The sequence below is a fragment of the Caballeronia sp. LZ019 genome (assembly GCF_031450825.1).
In the GTDB taxonomy this organism is placed as follows: Bacteria; Pseudomonadota; Gammaproteobacteria; order Burkholderiales; family Burkholderiaceae; genus Caballeronia.
Genome location: NZ_JARTVZ010000005.1, coordinates 651,299 through 669,888 on the forward strand (window position 1 = coordinate 651,299; position 18,590 = coordinate 669,888).

At 64.1% G+C, this 18,590-nt stretch carries 23 protein-coding genes, 1 tRNA gene and 1 riboswitch; of the genes, 16 read left to right on the top strand and 8 right to left on the bottom strand.

What is annotated here, in order from left to right:
- Positions 1-98: 98 nt before the first annotated feature.
- From kynB to kynA, 3 genes are read left to right on the top strand one after another with little or no spacing between them, the layout of a single operon-like run.
- Positions 99-725, top strand: coding sequence for an arylformamidase (gene kynB, locus P9255_RS16385; protein WP_309790082.1), 627 nt, complete (start codon positions 99-101; stop codon positions 723-725).
- A 26-nt stretch (positions 726-751) separates the two neighbouring features.
- Complete coding sequence (gene kynU / locus P9255_RS16390) at positions 752-2,002, top strand: kynureninase (protein ID WP_309790083.1); 1,251 nt, start codon at positions 752-754, stop codon at positions 2,000-2,002.
- 11 nt (positions 2,003-2,013) lie between these two features.
- Entirely contained in the window at positions 2,014-2,913 is a 900-nt protein-coding gene (gene kynA / locus P9255_RS16395) for a tryptophan 2,3-dioxygenase (protein WP_309790084.1), read from the top strand.
- Positions 2,914-2,926: 13 nt separating this feature from the next.
- On the opposite strand, the gene P9255_RS16400 is transcribed toward kynA, so the two are convergent.
- Complete coding sequence (locus tag P9255_RS16400; protein ID WP_309790085.1) at positions 2,927-3,727, bottom strand: IclR family transcriptional regulator; 801 nt, start codon at positions 3,725-3,727, stop codon at positions 2,927-2,929.
- A 115-nt stretch (positions 3,728-3,842) separates the two neighbouring features.
- Here P9255_RS16400 and P9255_RS16405 point away from each other — a divergent pair, with 115 nt between their 5' ends.
- From P9255_RS16405 to P9255_RS16420, 4 genes are all read left to right on the top strand, one after another.
- The gene (locus P9255_RS16405; protein ID WP_309790086.1) at positions 3,843-5,033 is read left to right on the top strand and encodes an acyl-CoA dehydrogenase; all 1,191 of its coding nucleotides are present in this window, start codon (positions 3,843-3,845) and stop codon (positions 5,031-5,033) included.
- A gap of 238 nt (positions 5,034-5,271) precedes the next feature.
- Entirely contained in the window at positions 5,272-5,574 is a 303-nt protein-coding gene (locus tag P9255_RS16410) for a YqjD family protein (RefSeq protein WP_309764124.1), read from the top strand.
- Positions 5,575-5,800: 226 nt separating this feature from the next.
- Positions 5,801-6,181, top strand: coding sequence for a phage holin family protein (locus P9255_RS16415; RefSeq protein WP_035967860.1), 381 nt, complete (start codon positions 5,801-5,803; stop codon positions 6,179-6,181).
- Between the two features lie 54 nt (positions 6,182-6,235).
- Complete coding sequence (locus tag P9255_RS16420) at positions 6,236-6,760, top strand: DUF3318 domain-containing protein (RefSeq protein WP_309790087.1); 525 nt, start codon at positions 6,236-6,238, stop codon at positions 6,758-6,760.
- A 5-nt stretch (positions 6,761-6,765) separates the two neighbouring features.
- On the opposite strand, the gene P9255_RS16425 is transcribed toward P9255_RS16420, so the two are convergent.
- The 7 genes from P9255_RS16425 to glyA all read right to left on the bottom strand — a co-directional run bounded on the left by P9255_RS16425 (position 6,766) and on the right by glyA (position 11,344).
- Positions 6,766-7,227 carry a type IV pilin protein gene (locus tag P9255_RS16425; RefSeq protein ID WP_309790088.1) on the bottom strand — a complete coding sequence of 154 codons (462 nt, stop codon included), beginning with the start codon at positions 7,225-7,227 and terminating at the stop codon, positions 6,766-6,768.
- Between the two features lie 11 nt (positions 7,228-7,238).
- On the bottom strand, positions 7,239-7,739 hold the full coding sequence (locus P9255_RS16430; protein ID WP_309790089.1) for a hypothetical protein: 501 nt from the start codon (positions 7,737-7,739) through the stop codon (positions 7,239-7,241).
- A complete protein-coding gene (locus tag P9255_RS16435) occupies positions 7,736-8,512 on the bottom strand; it encodes a PilW family protein (protein ID WP_309790090.1) in 777 nt (258 codons plus the stop codon). The genes P9255_RS16430 and P9255_RS16435 overlap by 4 nt, the downstream gene beginning before the upstream one ends.
- Positions 8,509-8,892: a prepilin-type cleavage/methylation domain-containing protein gene (locus tag P9255_RS16440; RefSeq protein ID WP_309790091.1), complete on the bottom strand. Its 384-nt coding sequence runs from the start codon at positions 8,890-8,892 to the stop codon at positions 8,509-8,511. The genes P9255_RS16435 and P9255_RS16440 overlap by 4 nt, the downstream gene beginning before the upstream one ends.
- Positions 8,889-9,437: a GspH/FimT family pseudopilin gene (locus tag P9255_RS16445; RefSeq protein ID WP_309790092.1), complete on the bottom strand. Its 549-nt coding sequence runs from the start codon at positions 9,435-9,437 to the stop codon at positions 8,889-8,891. The genes P9255_RS16440 and P9255_RS16445 overlap by 4 nt, the downstream gene beginning before the upstream one ends.
- A 158-nt stretch (positions 9,438-9,595) precedes the next feature.
- Positions 9,596-10,078, bottom strand: coding sequence for a transcriptional regulator NrdR (nrdR, locus tag P9255_RS16450; RefSeq protein ID WP_035967852.1), 483 nt, complete (start codon positions 10,076-10,078; stop codon positions 9,596-9,598).
- 18 nt (positions 10,079-10,096) lie between these two features.
- Positions 10,097-11,344, bottom strand: a complete 1,248-nt coding sequence (gene glyA, locus P9255_RS16455; protein ID WP_309790093.1) for a serine hydroxymethyltransferase — start codon at positions 11,342-11,344, stop codon at positions 10,097-10,099.
- A gap of 169 nt (positions 11,345-11,513) precedes the next feature.
- Positions 11,514-11,612, bottom strand: a riboswitch (ZMP/ZTP riboswitch).
- A gap of 221 nt (positions 11,613-11,833) precedes the next feature.
- Here glyA and P9255_RS16460 point away from each other — a divergent pair.
- The 9 genes from P9255_RS16460 (at position 11,834) to P9255_RS16500 (ending at position 18,522) form a co-directional block, all read left to right on the top strand.
- Positions 11,834-12,580 (top strand): SDR family NAD(P)-dependent oxidoreductase, encoded by a 747-nt coding sequence (locus tag P9255_RS16460; RefSeq protein WP_309790094.1) that lies wholly within the window; start codon positions 11,834-11,836, stop codon positions 12,578-12,580.
- A gap of 141 nt (positions 12,581-12,721) precedes the next feature.
- A complete protein-coding gene (gene ybgC / locus P9255_RS16465) occupies positions 12,722-13,195 on the top strand; it encodes a tol-pal system-associated acyl-CoA thioesterase (RefSeq protein ID WP_309790095.1) in 474 nt (157 codons plus the stop codon).
- A gap of 124 nt (positions 13,196-13,319) precedes the next feature.
- Complete coding sequence (tolQ, locus tag P9255_RS16470) at positions 13,320-13,997, top strand: protein TolQ (RefSeq protein WP_309764114.1); 678 nt, start codon at positions 13,320-13,322, stop codon at positions 13,995-13,997.
- Between the two features lie 12 nt (positions 13,998-14,009).
- Entirely contained in the window at positions 14,010-14,453 is a 444-nt protein-coding gene (gene tolR / locus P9255_RS16475) for a protein TolR (protein ID WP_309764113.1), read from the top strand.
- On the top strand, positions 14,450-15,556 hold the full coding sequence (tolA, locus tag P9255_RS16480; RefSeq protein ID WP_309790096.1) for a cell envelope integrity protein TolA: 1,107 nt from the start codon (positions 14,450-14,452) through the stop codon (positions 15,554-15,556). Before tolR ends, tolA begins: the two co-directional genes overlap by 4 nt.
- 108 nt (positions 15,557-15,664) lie before the next feature.
- A complete protein-coding gene (gene tolB, locus P9255_RS16485) occupies positions 15,665-16,957 on the top strand; it encodes a Tol-Pal system beta propeller repeat protein TolB (protein WP_309790097.1) in 1,293 nt (430 codons plus the stop codon).
- Between the two features lie 55 nt (positions 16,958-17,012).
- Positions 17,013-17,519: a peptidoglycan-associated lipoprotein Pal gene (gene pal, locus P9255_RS16490; RefSeq protein ID WP_309764110.1), complete on the top strand. Its 507-nt coding sequence runs from the start codon at positions 17,013-17,015 to the stop codon at positions 17,517-17,519.
- A gap of 45 nt (positions 17,520-17,564) precedes the next feature.
- On the top strand, positions 17,565-18,314 hold the full coding sequence (gene ybgF / locus P9255_RS16495) for a tol-pal system protein YbgF (RefSeq protein ID WP_309790098.1): 750 nt from the start codon (positions 17,565-17,567) through the stop codon (positions 18,312-18,314).
- 132 nt (positions 18,315-18,446) lie between these two features.
- Positions 18,447-18,522 (top strand) — tRNA-Lys (locus P9255_RS16500).
- Positions 18,523-18,590 lie beyond the last annotated feature (68 nt).

An 18,590-nucleotide genomic window follows, 5' to 3' on the forward strand; every position in this document is an offset into this window, starting at 1 on the left:
TCTAGTCAGAGCGTTTTCGGGTGGTAATTTCGCAATCACTATTCCGTTTCGGACGGCTATGATTTGACGCATATCCACACTTTCTGCTAGGCCGTCCCATGACGCTTTTCGACATCTCCGCGCCGGTCGCCAAGGGCGCCCCGGTCTGGCCGGGCGATACGCCGGTCGGCATCGAGCGCGTCTGGCGGATGGAAGCGGGGTCGCCCGTCAACGTCGCGCGTCTCACGCTTTCACCGCACACCGGCACCCACGCCGACGCACCGCTCCACTACGCCGCCGACGGCGCGCCGATCGGCGAGGTCGCGCTCGATACGTATATCGGCGCGTGCCGCGTCGTGCACTGCATCGGCGCGACGCCGCTCGTGACGCCGGACATGATCGCCGCTTATCTCGACGACACCCCGCCGCGCGTGCTGCTGCGCACCTACGACCGTGCGCCGCTCGACGCGTGGGACAGCGCGTTCTGCGCGGTCGCGCCCGAAACCATCGACTTGCTGGCGGCGAAAGGCGTGCACCTCGTCGGCATCGACACGCCTTCGCTCGATCCGCAGGAGTCGAAAACAATGGACGCGCACCGCCGCATCCGCGCGAATCGCATGGCGATCCTCGAAGGCCTCGTGCTCGATGCCGTCGCGCCCGGCGATTACGAACTCATCGCGCTGCCGCTCAAGTTCACGACGCTCGATGCAAGCCCCGTGCGCGCCGTGCTCCGCACTCTTTCCTGATGATCCGCCAACACATGGACTTTTCGATGAAACATCGTGACGATGCCGCCACGCTCGACCGCGACGACCCGCTCGCCCCGCTGCGCAAGCAGTTCGCGCTCGCCGACGGCGTGATTTATCTCGACGGCAATTCGCTCGGCGTGCCGCCGAGGGCAGCGGCCGCGCGCGCCGCCAGTGTGATCGGCGCGGAATGGGGCGACGGGCTGATCCGAAGCTGGAACGCCGCAGGCTGGTTCGCGCTGCCCAAGCGCCTCGGCAACAAGCTCGCGCCGCTGATCGGTGCAGGCGAAGACGAAGTCGTCGTCACGGACACGATTTCATCGAACCTGTTCAAGGTGCTGTCGGCCGCGCTGAAGCTCGCCAACGAGCGCGATCCGAAGCGCCGGGTGATCGTCTCCGAACGTTCGAACTTTCCGAGCGATCTCTACATCGCGCAGGGGTTGATCGAGCAATTGGATCGCGGCTATGAACTGCGTCTCGTCGATGACGCCGCCAGCTTGCCCGCCGCCATCGACGAGCACACCGCCATCGCGATGATCACGCACGTCAATTACCGCACCGGCGCCATGCACGATATGGCCGCGCTCACCGAGACGATTCATCGCGCGGGCGCGCTCGCGGTCTGGGATCTCGCGCATTCGGCAGGCGCGGTGCCGGTCGATCTGAATGGCGTCGGCGCGGACTATGCGGTCGGCTGCACGTACAAGTATCTGAACGGCGGCCCCGGTTCGCCCGGTTTCGTGTGGGTGCCGAAGCGGCATCAGAACGCGTTCTCACAACCACTGTCCGGATGGTGGGGGCACAAGAAGCCGTTCGAAATGGACCCGGTGTATCGCCCGGACGACGGCATCGCGCGCTTTCTCTGCGGCACGCAGCCGATCGTCTCGATGTCGCTCGTCGAATGCGGCCTCGATGTCTTCCTTCAGACCGACATGCAGACGCTGCGGCGCAAGTCGCTCGCGCTCGCGGATGCGTTCATCGCGCTCGTCGAATCGCGCTGCGCTGGCTTTCCGCTGACGCTCGCCACGCCTCGCGATCACGCGCAGCGCGGCTCGCAGGTGAGCTTCGAGCATCCGCACGGCTATGAAGTGATGCAGGCGCTGATCGCGCGGGGCGTGATCGGCGATTATCGGGAGCCGCGCATTCTGCGCTTCGGCTTCACCCCGCTGTACACGCGCTTCGTCGATGTGTGGGACGCCGTCGAAGTGCTGCGCGACGTGCTCGCGACCGAAAGCTGGCGCGCGCCGGAATTCGCCGAGCGGGCATCGGTGACGTGAGGATCGAGAACATGAGCGAAGTCAAAGGTTGTCCGTTCGGGCATGGCGCGGCAGTATCGACGGAAGCAGCGGAAATGGCCCAAAAAGACAAGGAAGGCTGGCACGACGCCAGGCTCGATTTCTCCGACACGATGAGCTACGGCGATTATCTCGGCCTCGATTCGATCCTCGCGGCACAGCATCCGCTCTCGCCGGATCACAACGAGATGCTGTTCATCGTGCAACATCAGACGAGCGAGCTCTGGATGAAGCTCGCGCTCTACGAATTGCGCGCGGCGCTGGCTTCCGTTCATCGCGATGAATTGCCGCCCGCGTTCAAGATGCTCGCGCGCGTATCGCGAATCTTCGAGCAACTCGTGCAAGCGTGGAACGTCCTCGCGACGATGACGCCTTCCGAATACACTGCGATGCGGCCTTATCTCGGCGCGTCGTCGGGGTTCCAGTCGCATCAGTATCGGCAGATCGAGTTTCTGCTCGGCAACAAGAACGTGCAGATGCTGAAGCCGCACGCGCATCGGCCGGAGATTCTCGAACAGGTGCGCGAGACGCTGGAGTCGCCTTCGTTTTACGACGAAGTCATCCGCCTGCTCGCGCGACGCGGTTTCGACATTGCGCCGGAGCGGCTCGACCGCGAATGGACGCAGCCGACGACGCACGATGCCTCCGTCGAAGCGGCGTGGCTCGCGGTGTATCGCAATCCTTCCCAACACTGGGAACTGTACGAGATGGCCGAGGAACTCGTTGACCTCGAAGACGCGTTCCGGCAATGGCGCTTCCGCCATGTGACGACGGTCGAGCGGATCATCGGTTTCAAGCAGGGCACGGGCGGCACGGCGGGCGCGTCCTATCTGCGCAAGATGCTCGATGTCGTGCTGTTTCCGGAGCTTTGGCACGTCCGGACCGTGCTCTGATCGTCGCTTTGCCCTATGCCAGGCGCGCGGCCAGCGCCTTCAGCTTCGGGCCGATGATGTCACGGAAATACGCTTCGTCCATCGACGATGCCGGTCCGCTGCTGCTCAACACGAGCCATCGGCCATTGCGCACATCGCGGAACGGCGCGGCGATGGCGTTCACGTCGTCGTGCCACTCCCGGAACGAATAGCAGCAGCCATCCCGCGCGTAGTCGCCGATGGCGCGCGCCGCCGCCTCGACTCGTTCCGCGCCCTCCTCCTTTCCCAGCTCTTCGAGTAACGCCTTGCGCGCCGCCGGTTCCTGCGCGGCGAGATAGGCGCGGCCCATCGAACTCGTCAACATCGACAGGCGCGAGCCGGGCGCGAGGCCGAGCGTCAGCGCCGTCTCGCTGCGGATGGTTTCCAGATAGATCATGTCGAGTCCGTCGCGGCATCCGAGCGATACCGCCGCGCCGATCTCTCGCGCCAGGGCGCGCATGTGCGGGCGCGCGAGTTCGAGCGTGTCCGCGCCGGCGAGCAACGCGAAGCCCAGCGAGAGCACGCCGGTGTCGAGCGCGTACTTGCCGGCGGCTTCGTCGAAGCGCAAGTAGCCGAGCGTCGCGAGCGTATAGGCGAGGCGGTTGACGGTGGCCTTGGGCAAGCCGGTGCGTTGCACGAAATCGCGATTGCCGAGCAGCGTTTCGCCGGGCCGGAATGCGCGCAATATGTCGAGACCGCGTGCGAGCGCGACGACGAATTTGCGCTCGTCGATGCCAGCGTGCTCAGGCCGGCGCGACGCACTCGCGGGCGACTCGCGACTGTTGGCGGGTTTCATCGAATGCTAAACTCGGAATGGAATGCAGAACATTGTTTCGCACAGCGGAACGCGCGTCAAGCATCGTCGCGTGCGGATCTGCGATGCATCGACATCACATGACAGGAGAACCCGCATGGCCGACGCCGCCCGATTCAACTGGGAAGACCCGCTGCTGCTGGATCAGCAATTGAGCGAAGACGAGCGCATGGTGCGCGACGCCGCGCGCGCCTACGCGCAGGACAAGCTTCAGCCGCGCGTGACGCAGGCGTTTCGCGACGAGAAGACCGATCCGGCGATCTTCCGCGAGATGGGCGAACTCGGCCTGCTCGGGCCGACGATTCCCGAGCAATATGGCGGACCGGGGCTCAACTACGTCAGCTACGGGCTGATCGCGAGGGAAGTGGAGCGCGTCGATTCTGGCTACCGGTCGATGATGTCGGTGCAATCGTCGCTCGTCATGGTGCCGATCCATGCGTTCGGCAGCGACGCGCAGAAGGAAAAGTACCTGCCGAAGCTGGCGCGCGGCGAGTGGATCGGCTGCTTCGGCCTGACCGAGCCGAACGCCGGCTCCGACCCCGCGAGCATGACCACGCGCGCGAAGAAGGTGCAGGACGGCTATTCCCTCTCGGGCACGAAAATGTGGATCTCGAATTCGCCGATCGCGGATGTGTTCGTCGTCTGGGCAAAGCTGGAGGAAGACGGCCGTAACGACATTCGCGGCTTCATCCTGGAGAAGGGCTGGAAGGGGCTATCGGCGCCCGCGATACACGGCAAGGTCGGCTTGCGAGCGTCGATCACGGGTGAAATCGTGATGGAAGATGTCTTCGTCCCGGAAGACAACCTGCTGCCGAACGTGCGCGGGTTGAAAGGGCCGTTCACGTGCCTCAACTCGGCGCGCTACGGCATCTCGTGGGGCGCCCTCGGCGCAGCGGAGGCCTGCTGGCACACCGCGCGGCAATACACGCTCGACCGCAAGCAGTTCGGGCGTCCGCTCGCCGCGAACCAGTTGATCCAGAAGAAGCTCGCGGATATGCAGACCGAAATCACGCTCGGGCTGCAAGGCGTGCTGCGGCTCGGCCGGATGAAGGACGAGGGTACGGCGGCAGTCGAGATCACATCGATCATGAAGCGCAACTCATGCGGGAAGGCGCTCGACATCGCGCGCCTCGCGCGCGACATGCTGGGCGGCAACGGCATCTCGGATGAGTTCGGCGTCGCGCGGCATCTCGTCAATCTCGAAGTCGTGAATACCTACGAGGGCACGCACGATATCCACGCGCTCATTCTTGGACGCGCGCAGACGGGCATTCAGGCGTTTTTCTGACGTTCCCCCGGTGAGCCTTTTGTAACTTTCGATAGGCCGCTGAAACTTTTACGGGTCAGATCGTCTCCATGATGCAACAGTGTCGGACGTTGGACAAACGTGGGCGCCGTTCATTTCCTCTTTCCGTAAAACAGGGCAGGAACGAAACCTGCAGACGTTCGGCGCTGCAACCAAGCCTCCTCGTCAGCGATGGCATCTTTGGTTACGATTCCCGTAGCCTTACCGATTGGAGCCTTTAATGTCAGAAATCAATAAGGAGCAATTCATGTCGGACATCAAAAGCGTTCTCGCTGACGCCGAAGACCTTCTCAAGCAAGCCGCCGCCGCAACGGGTGAGCGCGCCTCCGAGTTGCGTGAAACCGCGATGTCGCGCCTCAAGCAAGCCAGAGAGAAAGCCGCCGATGCGCAAGTCGTCGTGATCGAACGCGGCAAGAAGGCTGCGCGCGCCACCGATGATTACGTGCACGAGCATCCGTGGGCGTCCATCGGAATCGCGGCCGGCGTCGGCATGGTCATCGGTCTCCTTATCAATCGCCGTTAAGCGTTTCAGGCGGACCCCGTTCGGCAGGCGCCGTGTTTCCGAACCAATGGCCCGTCGCTTGCTAATGGGGTAACCGACGCGATCCGGACTGGCCAGGACGGATCGCCTCAGGCCGAACCGCGAACGCCCTGCCCGGGTACGCGGCTCGACACTCGCGCCGGCCGGCTGCCTCGTGCACCGGCCGGGACCATGAAAGCCGCAACCAACGCGCCCCCGCACCCAAACCATGACGACAGAACGGCTTCCGCGCGACTCCTCCCAAGGACCCTTGCGCCGCATCGTGAGTTCGGTTTTCGCGATCTTCGAAACGCGACTCGAGCTGATCGGCATCGAACTGCAAGAAGAGAAAGAACGGCTGATCGGCGTGCTCTTTCTCGGGCTTGCCGCGATGCTGCTCGCCATGATGGCGCTGATTTCCCTGACGGTGCTCATCGCCATTTTCTTTTGGGACACCTATCGCTGGCAGGCGCTCGGCGGCATTACCTTGCTGTATGCGGTCATCGCGATCATTTGCGGCCTGAGCGCGCGCGGCAAGCTGCGCAGTGCGCCGCATCTGTTCGACGACACGCTCGATCAGTTCCGCAAGGATCGCGACATCTTCGACTGATCCGGAACGCGCACGAATTCCCGTCCACGCTGAATCACACATGCCCGTTCGACCATGAGCCAACACGACGACACCAACAAGGCAGGGAAGCGCGAAGTGCAGCAACAGCTTCGCACGCCGCACATGCGCACGCTGCGCAAGGAACTGCTGCTTGCTCGCGCCGATGTCGAGCGCATGGAGCTGCGCCAGGCGACGAACGATCTGCGCGAGTCCGTCGCGCATTTGCCTCTTATCGGGCTGATGGTGTCGGGCAGACGATCCGGGCGCCGCTCGGTGAGGCGCGGCGCAGCGGGAGGCGGCATGGGCAGTTTGCTCGCTTCGCTCAATGCGATGATGAGCGGCCGCGGCCCGGCCGGCGGAAAGTTCGGGTTCCTGTTCAAACAGTATCCGGTGGTCGGCTCGCTCGCTTCGCTCTTGCTGACGCGCCCGGTACGCAACACGGTGCTGCGCGGCGCGAAGCCGCTGCTCAAGTGGGGCGGTCTCGGGCTCGCCGCGTGGGAAGCATGGCGCATCTATCAGCAGATGAAGGCGACGAACACGGAAACGTTGACGAACGCTGTCGATCCGACCGTTTTCTAGGCGCATCATCCCTTCCCCGTCCAGCACGCTGACGACTTCGCCGCATCGAGCGGGGCGGGGGCGTCGGCTAGCCGATTAGACCTAAGCCCGGTGGCGTCGATGACGAAGACGCCGCATGCGTCGTTCTGCATGACGCCGGATGCGACGGGCACGGCTTCGATTGCGTAGCCGCCGTTCGTCGCCGATTCCGGCAGCAGCGCGAGCCGATACACCGGCGTTCCGGTTGACGGCGCCTGATCCAGACCGGCGCTCAGCGCAATCGAGTCCGTCCCGGTTTGCGCAAGCCGCGCCGTTTCGATGAACTGCACCGCGCGCTGAAGCGCCGCCGCCGCATCGAGCCGGTGCGTCTTCGCGACATGCGTCCGATACGCCGGAAGCCCGAATGTCGCGATGATCGCCGCCACGCCGAGCGCGATCATCAGTTCGAGAAGGCTGAAACCCGCGTGTATCCGATGCCGGTTCTTCATTGCAAAGGTCCTCAGAATGGCTTGGCGACGACGCGCCGCCAGTGTTGGGTGACGATGCCGTCCGCTGAATCGATTCGCATCTGAAGCCAGGCTTCGGACTGCGGCTGCGCGCCGAAACCGCGCGCTGTAACGAGATACGACGCCGACGAGGATTGACCCGAGCGCGTCCACGCTTCGATCAGACATTGCGGCGCGCGCATCGCGTAAGGCCACGCGATGAACGGCGCAATCGCCACCGCAGACGCACCTTCGAACGACGCCCTGAGCCGCCAGCGAGCCGGCTCCTGATTCGGCGATCCCGTCCCGGGCAACGCCGCCGAAAGCATGCGGCTGCAACGCAAAAGCGCGCTGTCCGCCGCATGAAACGCCTGGATGCGTTCGCGGGCGGCCATCGTCGTGCGCGCCGCGACGAGCGATGTCTGCAGCCATGCGCTTGCCGTGACCAGCATCGTCCCGGCCAGCAGCAACACGATCGGCAGGACCGCCCCGCGAGACTTGGATCGCTGCGTCATGCCGGACCTCGACTGCTCGCCGTCGCGTTGCGTATCGCGACGTGCCGCCAGAAGGCCTGTCGCGTGCGGCCGTCATCGGCAATGACGCTCGCGCCGCTGCAATCGACGTAGCTCGTCCTCGGACTGCTCAGCGTGACGAAGCCGCGCACGAGCACGCACAGGTCGATTGCATGGACTTCGGGCCATCGGTCGCGCGGAATCGCCGAGGCATCGACGGCGCTGGGCGCGTCGGTCAGCCAATACTGGATTCGCACGCGTTCGATGCCCTCGACCAGCGGCTGCGCCTGCTTGCCGCCGCCCTCGCAGTACAGTTCCGGCTCGCCGGCCGACGTGCCCCCTTTAGCGTAGAAGCGATTGGTGACGTAGTCGTCGGCGACGGCCTGGCCCAGGCAGTCGGTCGGCGCGCCCGTCGATGCGGGCCACGTGGATACGGCGTCCGCCGCGTATCGAACTTGCAGGCCGTCCGAGCGGCTCGCCAGCGATTCGCACGACGCCGCCGTGTCCGCGCCGACTACGCGGCCTTGCACGCAGCCGAACAGCGGCGCATCGGCGCGGGTGGATGCGAAGCCCGCCATCTGCACATGCTGCGCGATGAGTTCGAGTGCGGCGACGGCGCCGTCGTGGATGCGGGCGGTATCGGCGGCACGCTCGAAAGCAGCACGCTGCCCGCGATATAACGATAGCGCCGCCACCACGATCAGCAGCCCGAGCGCGAGCGCAATCGTGAGTTCGAGCAGCGTATGGCCGCGCGTGGTGAAGGGACGCTTACTCATCGCGCAAACGCCACGACGATGCACGACGCGCGCGGCTTCGCCTGCGGCTCGGGACAAGGATCGGTGCGATCGTCCGCGCGCCAGCTCACGGTCGCGACGCGCACGCCATCGGCGCGGTCTTGCACGGTGACATCGGCATCCGGAAGCATCGCCGCCGCCCTCGCCTGCCACTGCGACACGACCGACGCGCGATCCGCGTCGCTGCGAATGCCTTCGACAACTGAATCCGCGATGAGCGCGGCACGCTCGCGCATCAGCGCCGACCGCTCGCCGCGTGCAAGCTCGCTTTGCAGCGCGATGAAGCCGAGCGCAGTAATCGCGGTAATCGACAGCGCGATCATGACTTCGAGCAACGAATCGCCAGCTTGATGCGTCTTCATGCCGATGCCCCGCAGCTACTCGCCGTCATGCGCGGACGTCCGCCTGCTGCGAGCCGGATGCAGCGCCGAGCCGCCGTATTCGACGCGGCATCCGCGCCGCGCGGGGCGAAATCGAAGCTGCGAAAGCCACCGATGACCTGCCCGGCAGGCGGCGTGAATGAGAGATCGGTGGCCGCGCCGGCAATCGAAATCGACGATACGGCAGGTTCGGCGCGCAACAGCGCGGGCACGCCGTCGCGATCGACAAAGAGCGCCCAGCCGCACGACCAGTCCGTGACGCCGTTATCGCAGCTTTTTCCCGACGCGAGGCAGTGCCGCGCGGCGTCGATGCGGCATAGCGTGATGCGCGCGCCCCGGCGCAACGATTCGGCGCGGGCAAGCGAGAGCGTCGAGAACAGCGAGCGCGCGCGGGCATCGACCTGGTCGCGCGTCTGCCAGGCGAAAAACGAGGGCGTGGCGAAGGTCGCGAGAATCGCCATGACGGCGAGCACGACGCAAAGTTCGACGAGCGTGAACCCCGCGATGGATTTGCGGTTCATCTGCATCCCTTATCGATCGAGTTGAACGAAGGTCGAATCTATCGGGAAGCAAGACGCGCCGCCATTAGCCGAACGGCCTAGTGTTCGCGCGGCTTTGCCCCCGGCAGACTACGCGAGGGTTTCGGGAAACAGGAAACGGCTCGGGGGGAAGGATGAAACGAGGATCAGCGCTTGCGCGAAGCAGACTTCTTGGGCGCGGCGCGGCGGAATTCGTCGAGCACGTCTTCGAATTCGGAGACGTCTTCGAAGCGCTTATACACGGATGCGAAGCGCACGTACGCGATGGTATCGAGTTGGCGAAGCTCGTTCATCACGAGTTCGCCGAGCCGCTCGCTCTGCACTTCGCGCTCGCCGCTACCCAGCAATTGATATTCGATGCGCGCGACGGCGGCATCGATGGCGTCGGCCGCAACCGGACGCTTGCGCAATGCGAGCTTCATGCTCGCGACAATCTTGCGACGGTCGAACTCCGTGCGGCTGCCGTCCTTCTTGACGACCGACGGCAGCGCCAGTTCGACGCGCTCATACGTGGTGAAACGCTTGTCGCACGCGGGACAGCGCCGCCGCCGCCGAATGGCCGCGCCGTCCTCCGACACGCGAGAGTCCACGACCTGAGTGTCTTCGTGTCGGCAGAACGGGCAGCGCATTGGCGTACGTCTCGCGAATTAACGGTAGACCGGGAAGCGCTTGGTCAGCTCGCCCACTTGCGCGCGCACGCGATCGAGCGTTGCCTCGTCTTCCGGATTGTCGAGCACATCCGCAATCAGATTGCCGACGATCTCCGCTTCCTTCGTGCCGAAGCCGCGCGTGGTCATCGCGGGCGAGCCCAGACGCACGCCGCTCGTGACGAACGGCTTTTCCGGGTCGTTCGGAATCGCGTTCTTGTTGACCGTGATGTGCGCGTTGCCGAGCGCCGCTTCCGCAGCCTTGCCGGTGATCTTCTTCGCGCGCAGATCGACGAGCATGACGTGGCTTTCGGTGCGGCCCGACACGATGCGCAGTCCACGCTTGACCAGCGTTTCGGCCAGCACGCGCGCATTGTCGATCACGGCTTGCTGATACGTCCTGAACTCGGGCGCGAGCGCTTCCTTGAACGCGACGGCCTTCGCCGCGATGACGTGCATCAGCGGACCGCCCTGAATGCCGGGGAAAATCGCCGAATTGATCTGCTTCTCGAACTCGGCCTTCATCAGAATGACGCCGCCGCGCGGGCCGCGCAGGCTCTTGTGCGTGGTCGTCGTGACGAAGTCCGCGTGCGGCACCGGGTTCGGATAGAGCCCCGCGGCAACCAGACCCGCGTAGTGCGCCATATCGACCATGAAGTACGCGCCGACGCTCTTCGCGATCTGCGACAGCCGCTCGAAGTCGATGCGCAGCGCAAACGCCGACGCGCCCGCCACGATCAGCTTCGGCTTGTGTTGCCTGGCGAGCGCTTCGGTCTTTTCATAGTCGATGTCTTCGGCTTCATTCAGACCGTAGCTCACCACGTTGAACCACTTGCCCGACATGTTGACGGGCGATCCGTGCGTCAGGTGGCCGCCTTCGGCGAGGCTCATGCCCATGATGGTGTCGCCGGGCTTGAGCATCGCGAAGAACACGCCCTGGTTCGCCTGCGAGCCGGAGTTCGGCTGCACGTTCGCGGCTTGCGCGCCGAACAGTTGCTTCACGCGGTCGATCGCCAGTTGCTCGACGATATCCACGTACTCGCAACCGCCGTAATAGCGCTTGCCCGGATAGCCTTCGGCGTACTTGTTCGTGAGTTGCGAGCCCTGCGCGGCCATCACGGCCGGCGAGGTGTAGTTTTCCGACGCGATCAGTTCGATGTGATCTTCCTGGCGCCGGTTTTCCTGCTCGATCGCCTTGAGCAATTCGGGATCGACCTTGGCAAGGGTACTTTCGGCTCTGTCGAACATACGTTTTCCGTGAAATCAGAACAGGTTGACTGGACCGCGCATGAAGGAGCGCCCTTCACGCAAACGCGGAAGACGCTGGACACCGGTTGTGCCATGACGCGACGGATGGGGGAAGACTCCGGTTTCGCGGAACGGACAGCCACCGGCAACGCAGCGACGGCGCGCGGATCTCAGCTGCCCAGGCGAACGGCAAAACGACGCTCCGCGCTTCCTAGTGGGTCGTTCCACCTTGAATCCGAAGATTCTATCGCCAGTCACGCGGGGTTTGAGCGTTGTAGTTTAATGGGCGTCCGGGCTTTAGGCAACCGGCCGCCCGGCCAATGGGCATGCGGCTCCCAAGCTCTCGTGCTGCCGTCCGGAGCACGATCGTTCGCACCCGCAGTTACTTGCCGCGGCGCATCAATGGAAGTACCCTTTGCGCCGTTGCCGGACGCGTGTCCCCACGCGGCCCGGTTCCGTCTATCGCTCCTATCGAACCGGAGTTCGACCATGATCGTCTTCGTCACCGGCGCATCCGCCGGCTTCGGCGCTGCTATCGCGCGCACTTTCGTCAAAGGCGGCCATCGCGTGATCGCGGCGGCGCGGCGCAAAGAGCGGCTCGTCGCGCTATCGCAGGAACTCGGCGATGCCCTGCTGCCCATCGAACTCGATGTGCGCGACGGCAATGCCGTCAGGAACGCGGTGGCGTCGCTGCCGGAGGCGTTCGCACAGATCGACGTACTCGTGAACAACGCGGGTCTCGCGCTCGGTCTCGAACCTGCGCAGCGCGCGAACCTCGAGGACTGGCAGAACATGATCGACACGAACTGCGCGGGTCTCGTCGCGGTTACGCACGCCGTCCTGCCGGGCATGGTCGAACGCAATCGCGGACACGTCTTCAACATCGGATCGGTCGCGGCGACATACCCCTACCCCGGCGGCAACGTCTACGGCGCGACCAAAGCGTTCGTGCGCCAGTTCAGTCTGAACCTGCGCGCCGACCTCGCGGGCACGGCGCTGCGCGTCACCGACATCGAGCCCGGCCTCTGCGGCGGCACGGAGTTCTCCAACGTGCGCTTCAAGGGCAACGACGAGAAAGCAGCAGCCGTCTATAAGGACGTGCAGCCGCTCACAGCCGAAGATATCGCCGATTCCATCTACTGGATCGCCACGCGCCCCGCTCACGTGAATATCAACGCGATCGAACTGATGCCCGTCGCGCAAACGTTCGGACCGTTGCAAATTCACCGCGGCTGACGCTGCAAAGTGCCTGAGGATTTGGCGGGCGCGCAGCGGGTTCCGGTAAAATGCCGCCGATGAATATTTGTCAAAAAGCAAGCCATAGTGGGCCGATCGGCCCCGGCGCGAGCAGGATGGCGCAAAGGTGAGCGATCCGTTGTGAGCAATCCGTTGATTTTCGAATGGCCGATTCGCGTGTATTACGAGGACACCGACGCCGGCGGCATCGTTTTCTATGCGAACTACCTGAAGTTCTTCGAGCGTGCGCGCACCGAATGGCTGCGCGCGTGCGGCATCGACCAGCAGCGTCTCGCGGATTCCGACGGCGTCGTGTTCGTCGTGAAGCGGACGTCCGTCGATTATTCGGCGCCCGCGCGGCTCGACGATGTGATTCGCGTGGTCAGCCGCATCGAGCGGCTCGGGCGTGCATCGGTGGATTTTCATCAGGAAGCGTGGCGCGACGGCGTTCTGCTCGCAACCGGTGATATCCGCGTGGCTTCGGTGAATCGCGCGTCGATGCGGCCCGCCGGCATTCCCGAACCGGTGCTCGACGGATTGAAACGCGGTCCGCATGCGAATATCGCGATCGCCGAACAGCCCTTGCCGCCCGAAAGCGGACCGAGCCGTGCTTAGCCAGGTAAAGACAATCGAAAACGAGCCGGCCGCCACGCGGCTTTCGTTTTACTCACCCCTGATTTACGAAAGCGTGATGCGCTTCTGACCCGGCGCCTTTTCCGGGACGCAACAGCAGACCTCTATGAACAATACACAAGACTTGTCGATCGTTTCACTCGTCGTCCACGCGAGCGTCCTCGCTCAGGCCGTGATGGCGTTGTTGCTGCTTTTATCGCTTCTTTCGTGGACCTTCATCTTCCGCAAGTGGTTCGCCATTCGCCGTGCGCGCGCGCAAACCGAGCGTTTCGAACGCGATTTCTGGTCGGGCGGGGATCTGCAGGCGCTGTATCAGAGCGCGGCGAACAATCGCCACACCATCGGTGCGCTGGAGCGTATCTTCGAATCCGGCATGCGCGAATTCCTGAAGGGCAAAGAGCGCCGCATCACCGATCCGGGCGCGATCCTCGACGGTTCGCGCCGCGCGATGCGCGCCGCGTTTCAGCGCGAAATGGACGTGCTCGAAGCCAATCTCGCGTTTCTCGCGTCGGTCGGCTCGGTCAGTCCGTATATCGGTCTGTTCGGCACGGTGTGGGGCATCATGAATTCGTTCCGCGGTCTCGCCAACGTGCAGCAGGCGACGCTCGCGAACGTCGCGCCGGGCATCGCCGAGGCGCTCGTCGCCACCGCGATCGGCCTCTTCGCCGCAATTCCGGCGGTCGTCGCGTACAACCGCTATTCGCATGACATCGATCGCCTGGCGATCCGCTTCGAGACCTTCATCGAAGAGTTCTCGAACATCTTGCAGCGCCAGGCGCACTAACAGGAGTCCGCGATGGCAGGCCCGATTCGTTCCAGCATGCGCGGCGGCTCACGCCGCGCGATGGCCGACATTAACGTCGTGCCGTACATCGACGTGATGCTCGTGCTGCTCGTCATCTTCATGGTGACCGCGCCGCTCGTGTCGCCGTCGATCATCAATCTGCCGACGGTCGGCAACGCGCAGCCGCAAGAACAGCAGCCGCCGCTCGTCATCAACATCAAGGCCGACGGCAGCATGAACGTGCGCTACAAGGAAGAAGGCGGCGCGACGCAAGAGCAGAAGATGACGATGGCCGATCTGAACAGCTTCGTGCTCAACCGGCAGGAACTGCATCCGGATCAGCCCGTCGTGATCGCGGCCGATAAGACGGTCAGATACGAGGCCGTCATGAACGTGATGTCGGATATGAAGGCGCGCGGCGTGAAGCGCGTCGGATTGCTCGTCAAATCGCAATGATCGATCGTCGCACCAGTCAGCCTCAACCGGCGCGTCCCCGTTCCGCGAGGCCCGTTCGCCCGCCGCGCGAGCGCGGCACGGGCAAGGCGTTCGCGCTCGCCGCGGTGATGCATCTGCTGCTCGGCTGGCTGCTTTATCACGGCATCAACTGGCAGAACAACACACCAGCGGGTGCAGAAGCGGAAATCTGGACCGATATCCCGGACATGGCCGCGCCGACGCCGCGTCCCGCTCCCCCGCCGCCTGCGCCGGTCAAGGTGCAGCCCGCGCCACCGCCCGCGAAGGACGAGGAAGCGGACATCGCGTTGCAGGAAAAGAAGCGCAAGCAGCAGGAAGCCGCCGCGCGTGAGGCGCAACTCGCCGAGCAGCGCCGTCAGCAAGAGGCGCGCGAGGAAGCCGAGGCGAAGCGTCAGCAGCTGCTGGCCGCTCAGGCCGCTGCCGCTGCGGCCGCGCAAAAGGCGATGCAGGACAAGCAGAAGCAGATCGAGAAGCAGCGTCAGGCCGATCTGCAAAAGCAACAGCAGAAGGCGCAGCAAGACAAGGAACGCCAGGAGCAACAGGCCGAAGCACAGAAGGCCGAGCAGTTGAAGGAACAGAAGGAAGCAAAGGAAGCAAAAGCCAAAGCCGACGCGCAGGCCAAGGCGAAAGCCGATGCCGAAGCAAAGGCGAAGGCCGCCGCGAAGGCAAAGGCCGATGCCGAAGCGAAGGCGAAGGTCGATCAAGAACGCAAGGCTCGCCTCGCGCAGTTGCAGGGACAGTTGGGCGGCGGCACGGGAACGAGCGGCGAAGGGCTCGCGAAAAGCGGCACCGGCCGGGGCGCGGGCGGCAACGCCACGTCGCCGGGCTATGCGGAGAAGGTGCAGCGGCGCGTGCGGCCGAACATCCGCTGGGGCGGAGAAACGGCTGGCCTCGAGACCGTGGTGGCAGTGCGCTGCTCCCCTTCCGGCACCTTGCTGTCCGCATCGATCACGCGTTCGAGCGGCAACGAGCAGTGGGACAACGCGGCGCTGCGTGCAGTGCAGAGTTCGGACCCGATGCCGGTCGACATCGACGGCAAGGCGCCCGACCGTTTCACGATCACGCTGCGTCCGGCCGGAGGCTGATCGGGCGGCCGCGAGGCTCGTGGCCGCGTGGGAACGAATCGTGCAACCGGGGGTCTGTTTCTGCATTCCCCAGACACTTGAAAACGCTTTTTTCGGAACCTAAACAGCATGAGTTTGATGACGAAGCTTGGCCTGAGAACGCTGGTCGCATCCTGCCTGATCGCAGCCGGCACTGCCGCACACGCCCAGTTGAACGTGCTCGTCACCGGCGTCGGTTCGACCCAGTTCCCGATCGCGACGGCCAATTTCGCCAACGAGGCGAACTCGCCGCAGCAAGTCAGCGCGATCATTCGTCAGGACCTGCAGAGAAGCGGCAAGTTCACGAACATCGACGCGGGCGGCACGCCGGTTTCGGAGACCGATTCCGTCGATCTCGGCGCATGGAAAGCCAAGGGCGCGGATGCGTTCGTGTCCGGCAGCGTCACGCGGCTGTCGAACGGACAATACGAAGTGCGCTTCCGTCTCTACGACACGGTCAAGCAGCAGAATCTCGGCGGGCTGTCGCTCGTCAGCGCCGAAAGCGGCCTGCGCATGAGCGCGCACAAGATCGCGGATTACATCTACGCCAAGCTGCTCGGCGGCCGCGGCGTGTTTGCGACGCGTCTGTCATACGTCATCCAGACGGGCGGACGTTATCAGTTGCAGATTTCGGACTCGGACGGCCAGGACGCGAAGATCGCCCTCTCCAGCCCGGAACCGATCATCTCGCCGGCGTGGTCGCCTGACGGCACGAAGGTGGCGTACGTGTCGTTCGAGCGCAAGAAGCCGGTGGTCTACATCCACGATCTGCCGACGGGACGTCGCGTGGTCGTATCGAATCAAAAGGGTAACAACAGTGCGCCGGCGTGGTCGCCGGACGGCCGCAAGCTCGCGGTCGCGCTGTCGCGCACCGGCAATACGCAGATTTTCGAAGTCAACGCGGACGGCTCGGGCCTGCGCCGTCTGACACAAGGGAGTTCCATCGATACCGAGCCGGCCTACTCGCCCGATGGCAGCTCGATCTACTTCACGAGCGACCGCGGCGGCCAACCGCAGGTCTACAAGATGCCGGCGGCGGGGGAAAGCGCCGGCGCGGCCCAGCGGGTCACGTTTGCGGGGAGCTACAACACGAGCCCGCGCGTGAGCCCGGACGGCAAGCAACTCGCGTACATTTCGCGCACTGGCGGCGGCTTCAAGCTGTATCTGCAGGACCTCGCGTCCGGCACGGCGACGGGCCTCACCGACACGACGCATGACGAATCGCCGAGCTTCGCGGCGAATGGTCAGTACATCCTCTACGCCACCCAAGTGAACGGACGTGGCGTGTTGGCAGCCGTGTTGACCGATGGTCGCACGCGGCAAGTCTTGTCCGTACAGGGCGGTGCGGTGCGCGAGCCGTCCTGGGGTCCGTTCATGCAATAAGTCCAGCAACAACGTTTCACCTACAACGTTCAGCTACAACACAAGGAGAGGTACCATGATGTCGAAACTTCGTATCGGCCTGGCAGTTGCGATGGTCGGCGCATTGGCGGCGTGTCACTCGGGGGTGAAGCTCGATGAAGGCGCAAACAAGGGTGCGGGCACGGCGCAGCCGAATCCGCGTGACGTCCAGACGGTCAATGTCGACCCGCTGAACGATCCGAACAGCCCGCTCGCCAAGCGCAGCATCTATTTCGACTTCGACAGCTACGCCGTGAAGGACGACTATCAGCCGCTGCTGCAGCAACACTCGTCGTACCTGAAAAGCCATCCGGAGCGTCACGTCCTGATTCAGGGCAACACCGACGAACGCGGCACGAGCGAGTACAACCTCGCGCTGGGCCAGAAGCGTGCGGAAGCCGTGCGTCGTGCAATGTCGCTGATGGGCGTGGCCGATTCGCAGATGGAAGCCGTGAGCCTCGGCAAGGAAAAGCCGATGGCGACGGGCCACGACGAGTCGTCGTACGCGCAGAACCGCCGCGCGGATCTCGTGTACCAGCAGTAATCGCAGTACTCTCAGTAACGTAACCAGTCACGGGTGAGTCGCCCTATGTTGTATCGCTTTCCCTTGCTGCGGGTCGCCGCAGCCGCGTGCGTCGTCGGTTCGGTGATGTCGGGCGTGCCCGCGCACGCCGGCGTCTTCGACGACAACGAAGCGCGCAAGGCCGTGCTCGATCTGCGCACGAAGACCGATGGCCTCGCCAATCAGTTGTCGGCTGCGCAGCGCACGATCCTCGATCAGTCCAACCGTATCGACCAGTTGAATCAGCAGGTCGCCACGCTTCGCGGCCAGAACGAGGATCTGGCGAATCAGGTCGCGACGCTGCAAAAGCAGCAGAAGGACTATTACGCCGATCTCGACACGCGCATGAAGAAGTTCGAGCCGCAGCAGCAGACGATCGACGGCGTGACCGGTTCGGTCGAGCCCGGCGAGACGGAAGCGTTCAACGCGGCGTTGACTCAGTTCCGTAACGGTGACTACAAGAGCGCCGCAGCGTCGTTCAAGGCGTTCGTGACGAAGTATCCGCAGAGCCCGTATCAGCCGACCGCGCAGTACTGGCTCGGCAATGCGTTGTATGCGCAGCGCGACTACAAGGGATCGACCGCGATCTGGCAGAACCTGGTGAAGACGTATCCGACGCATCCGCGAGCACCCGAAGCGTTGCTTGCAATCGCGAATAACCAGATCGAGCAGGGTCAGAAAGCGGCTGCAAAGCAGACGCTTCAACAGATCATCTCGCAGTATTCGGGCACCGAAGTCGCGCAGTCCGCGCAAACCAAGATGTCGCAAGTGAAGTAAGCGGAGCTTCGGCTCTCGCGCCTCTCGATGAGGGCGCCCGCAGACGTGCATGCCTCGGGCGTTTCTCTTATCGATAATAGGCAAGATCGGTTGACAGCATCGGAAATCGCCGATTATAATTTCGCCTCTTTCGGGTCGTTAGCTCAGCTGGTAGAGCAGCGGACTTTTAATCCGTTGGTCACTGGTTCGAATCCAGTACGGCCTACCAAAGAATCAAGAAGGGCTGCGCAATCGCGCAGCCCTTTTTCTTTTGGTGCGCCGCTTTGCTGCCGCATT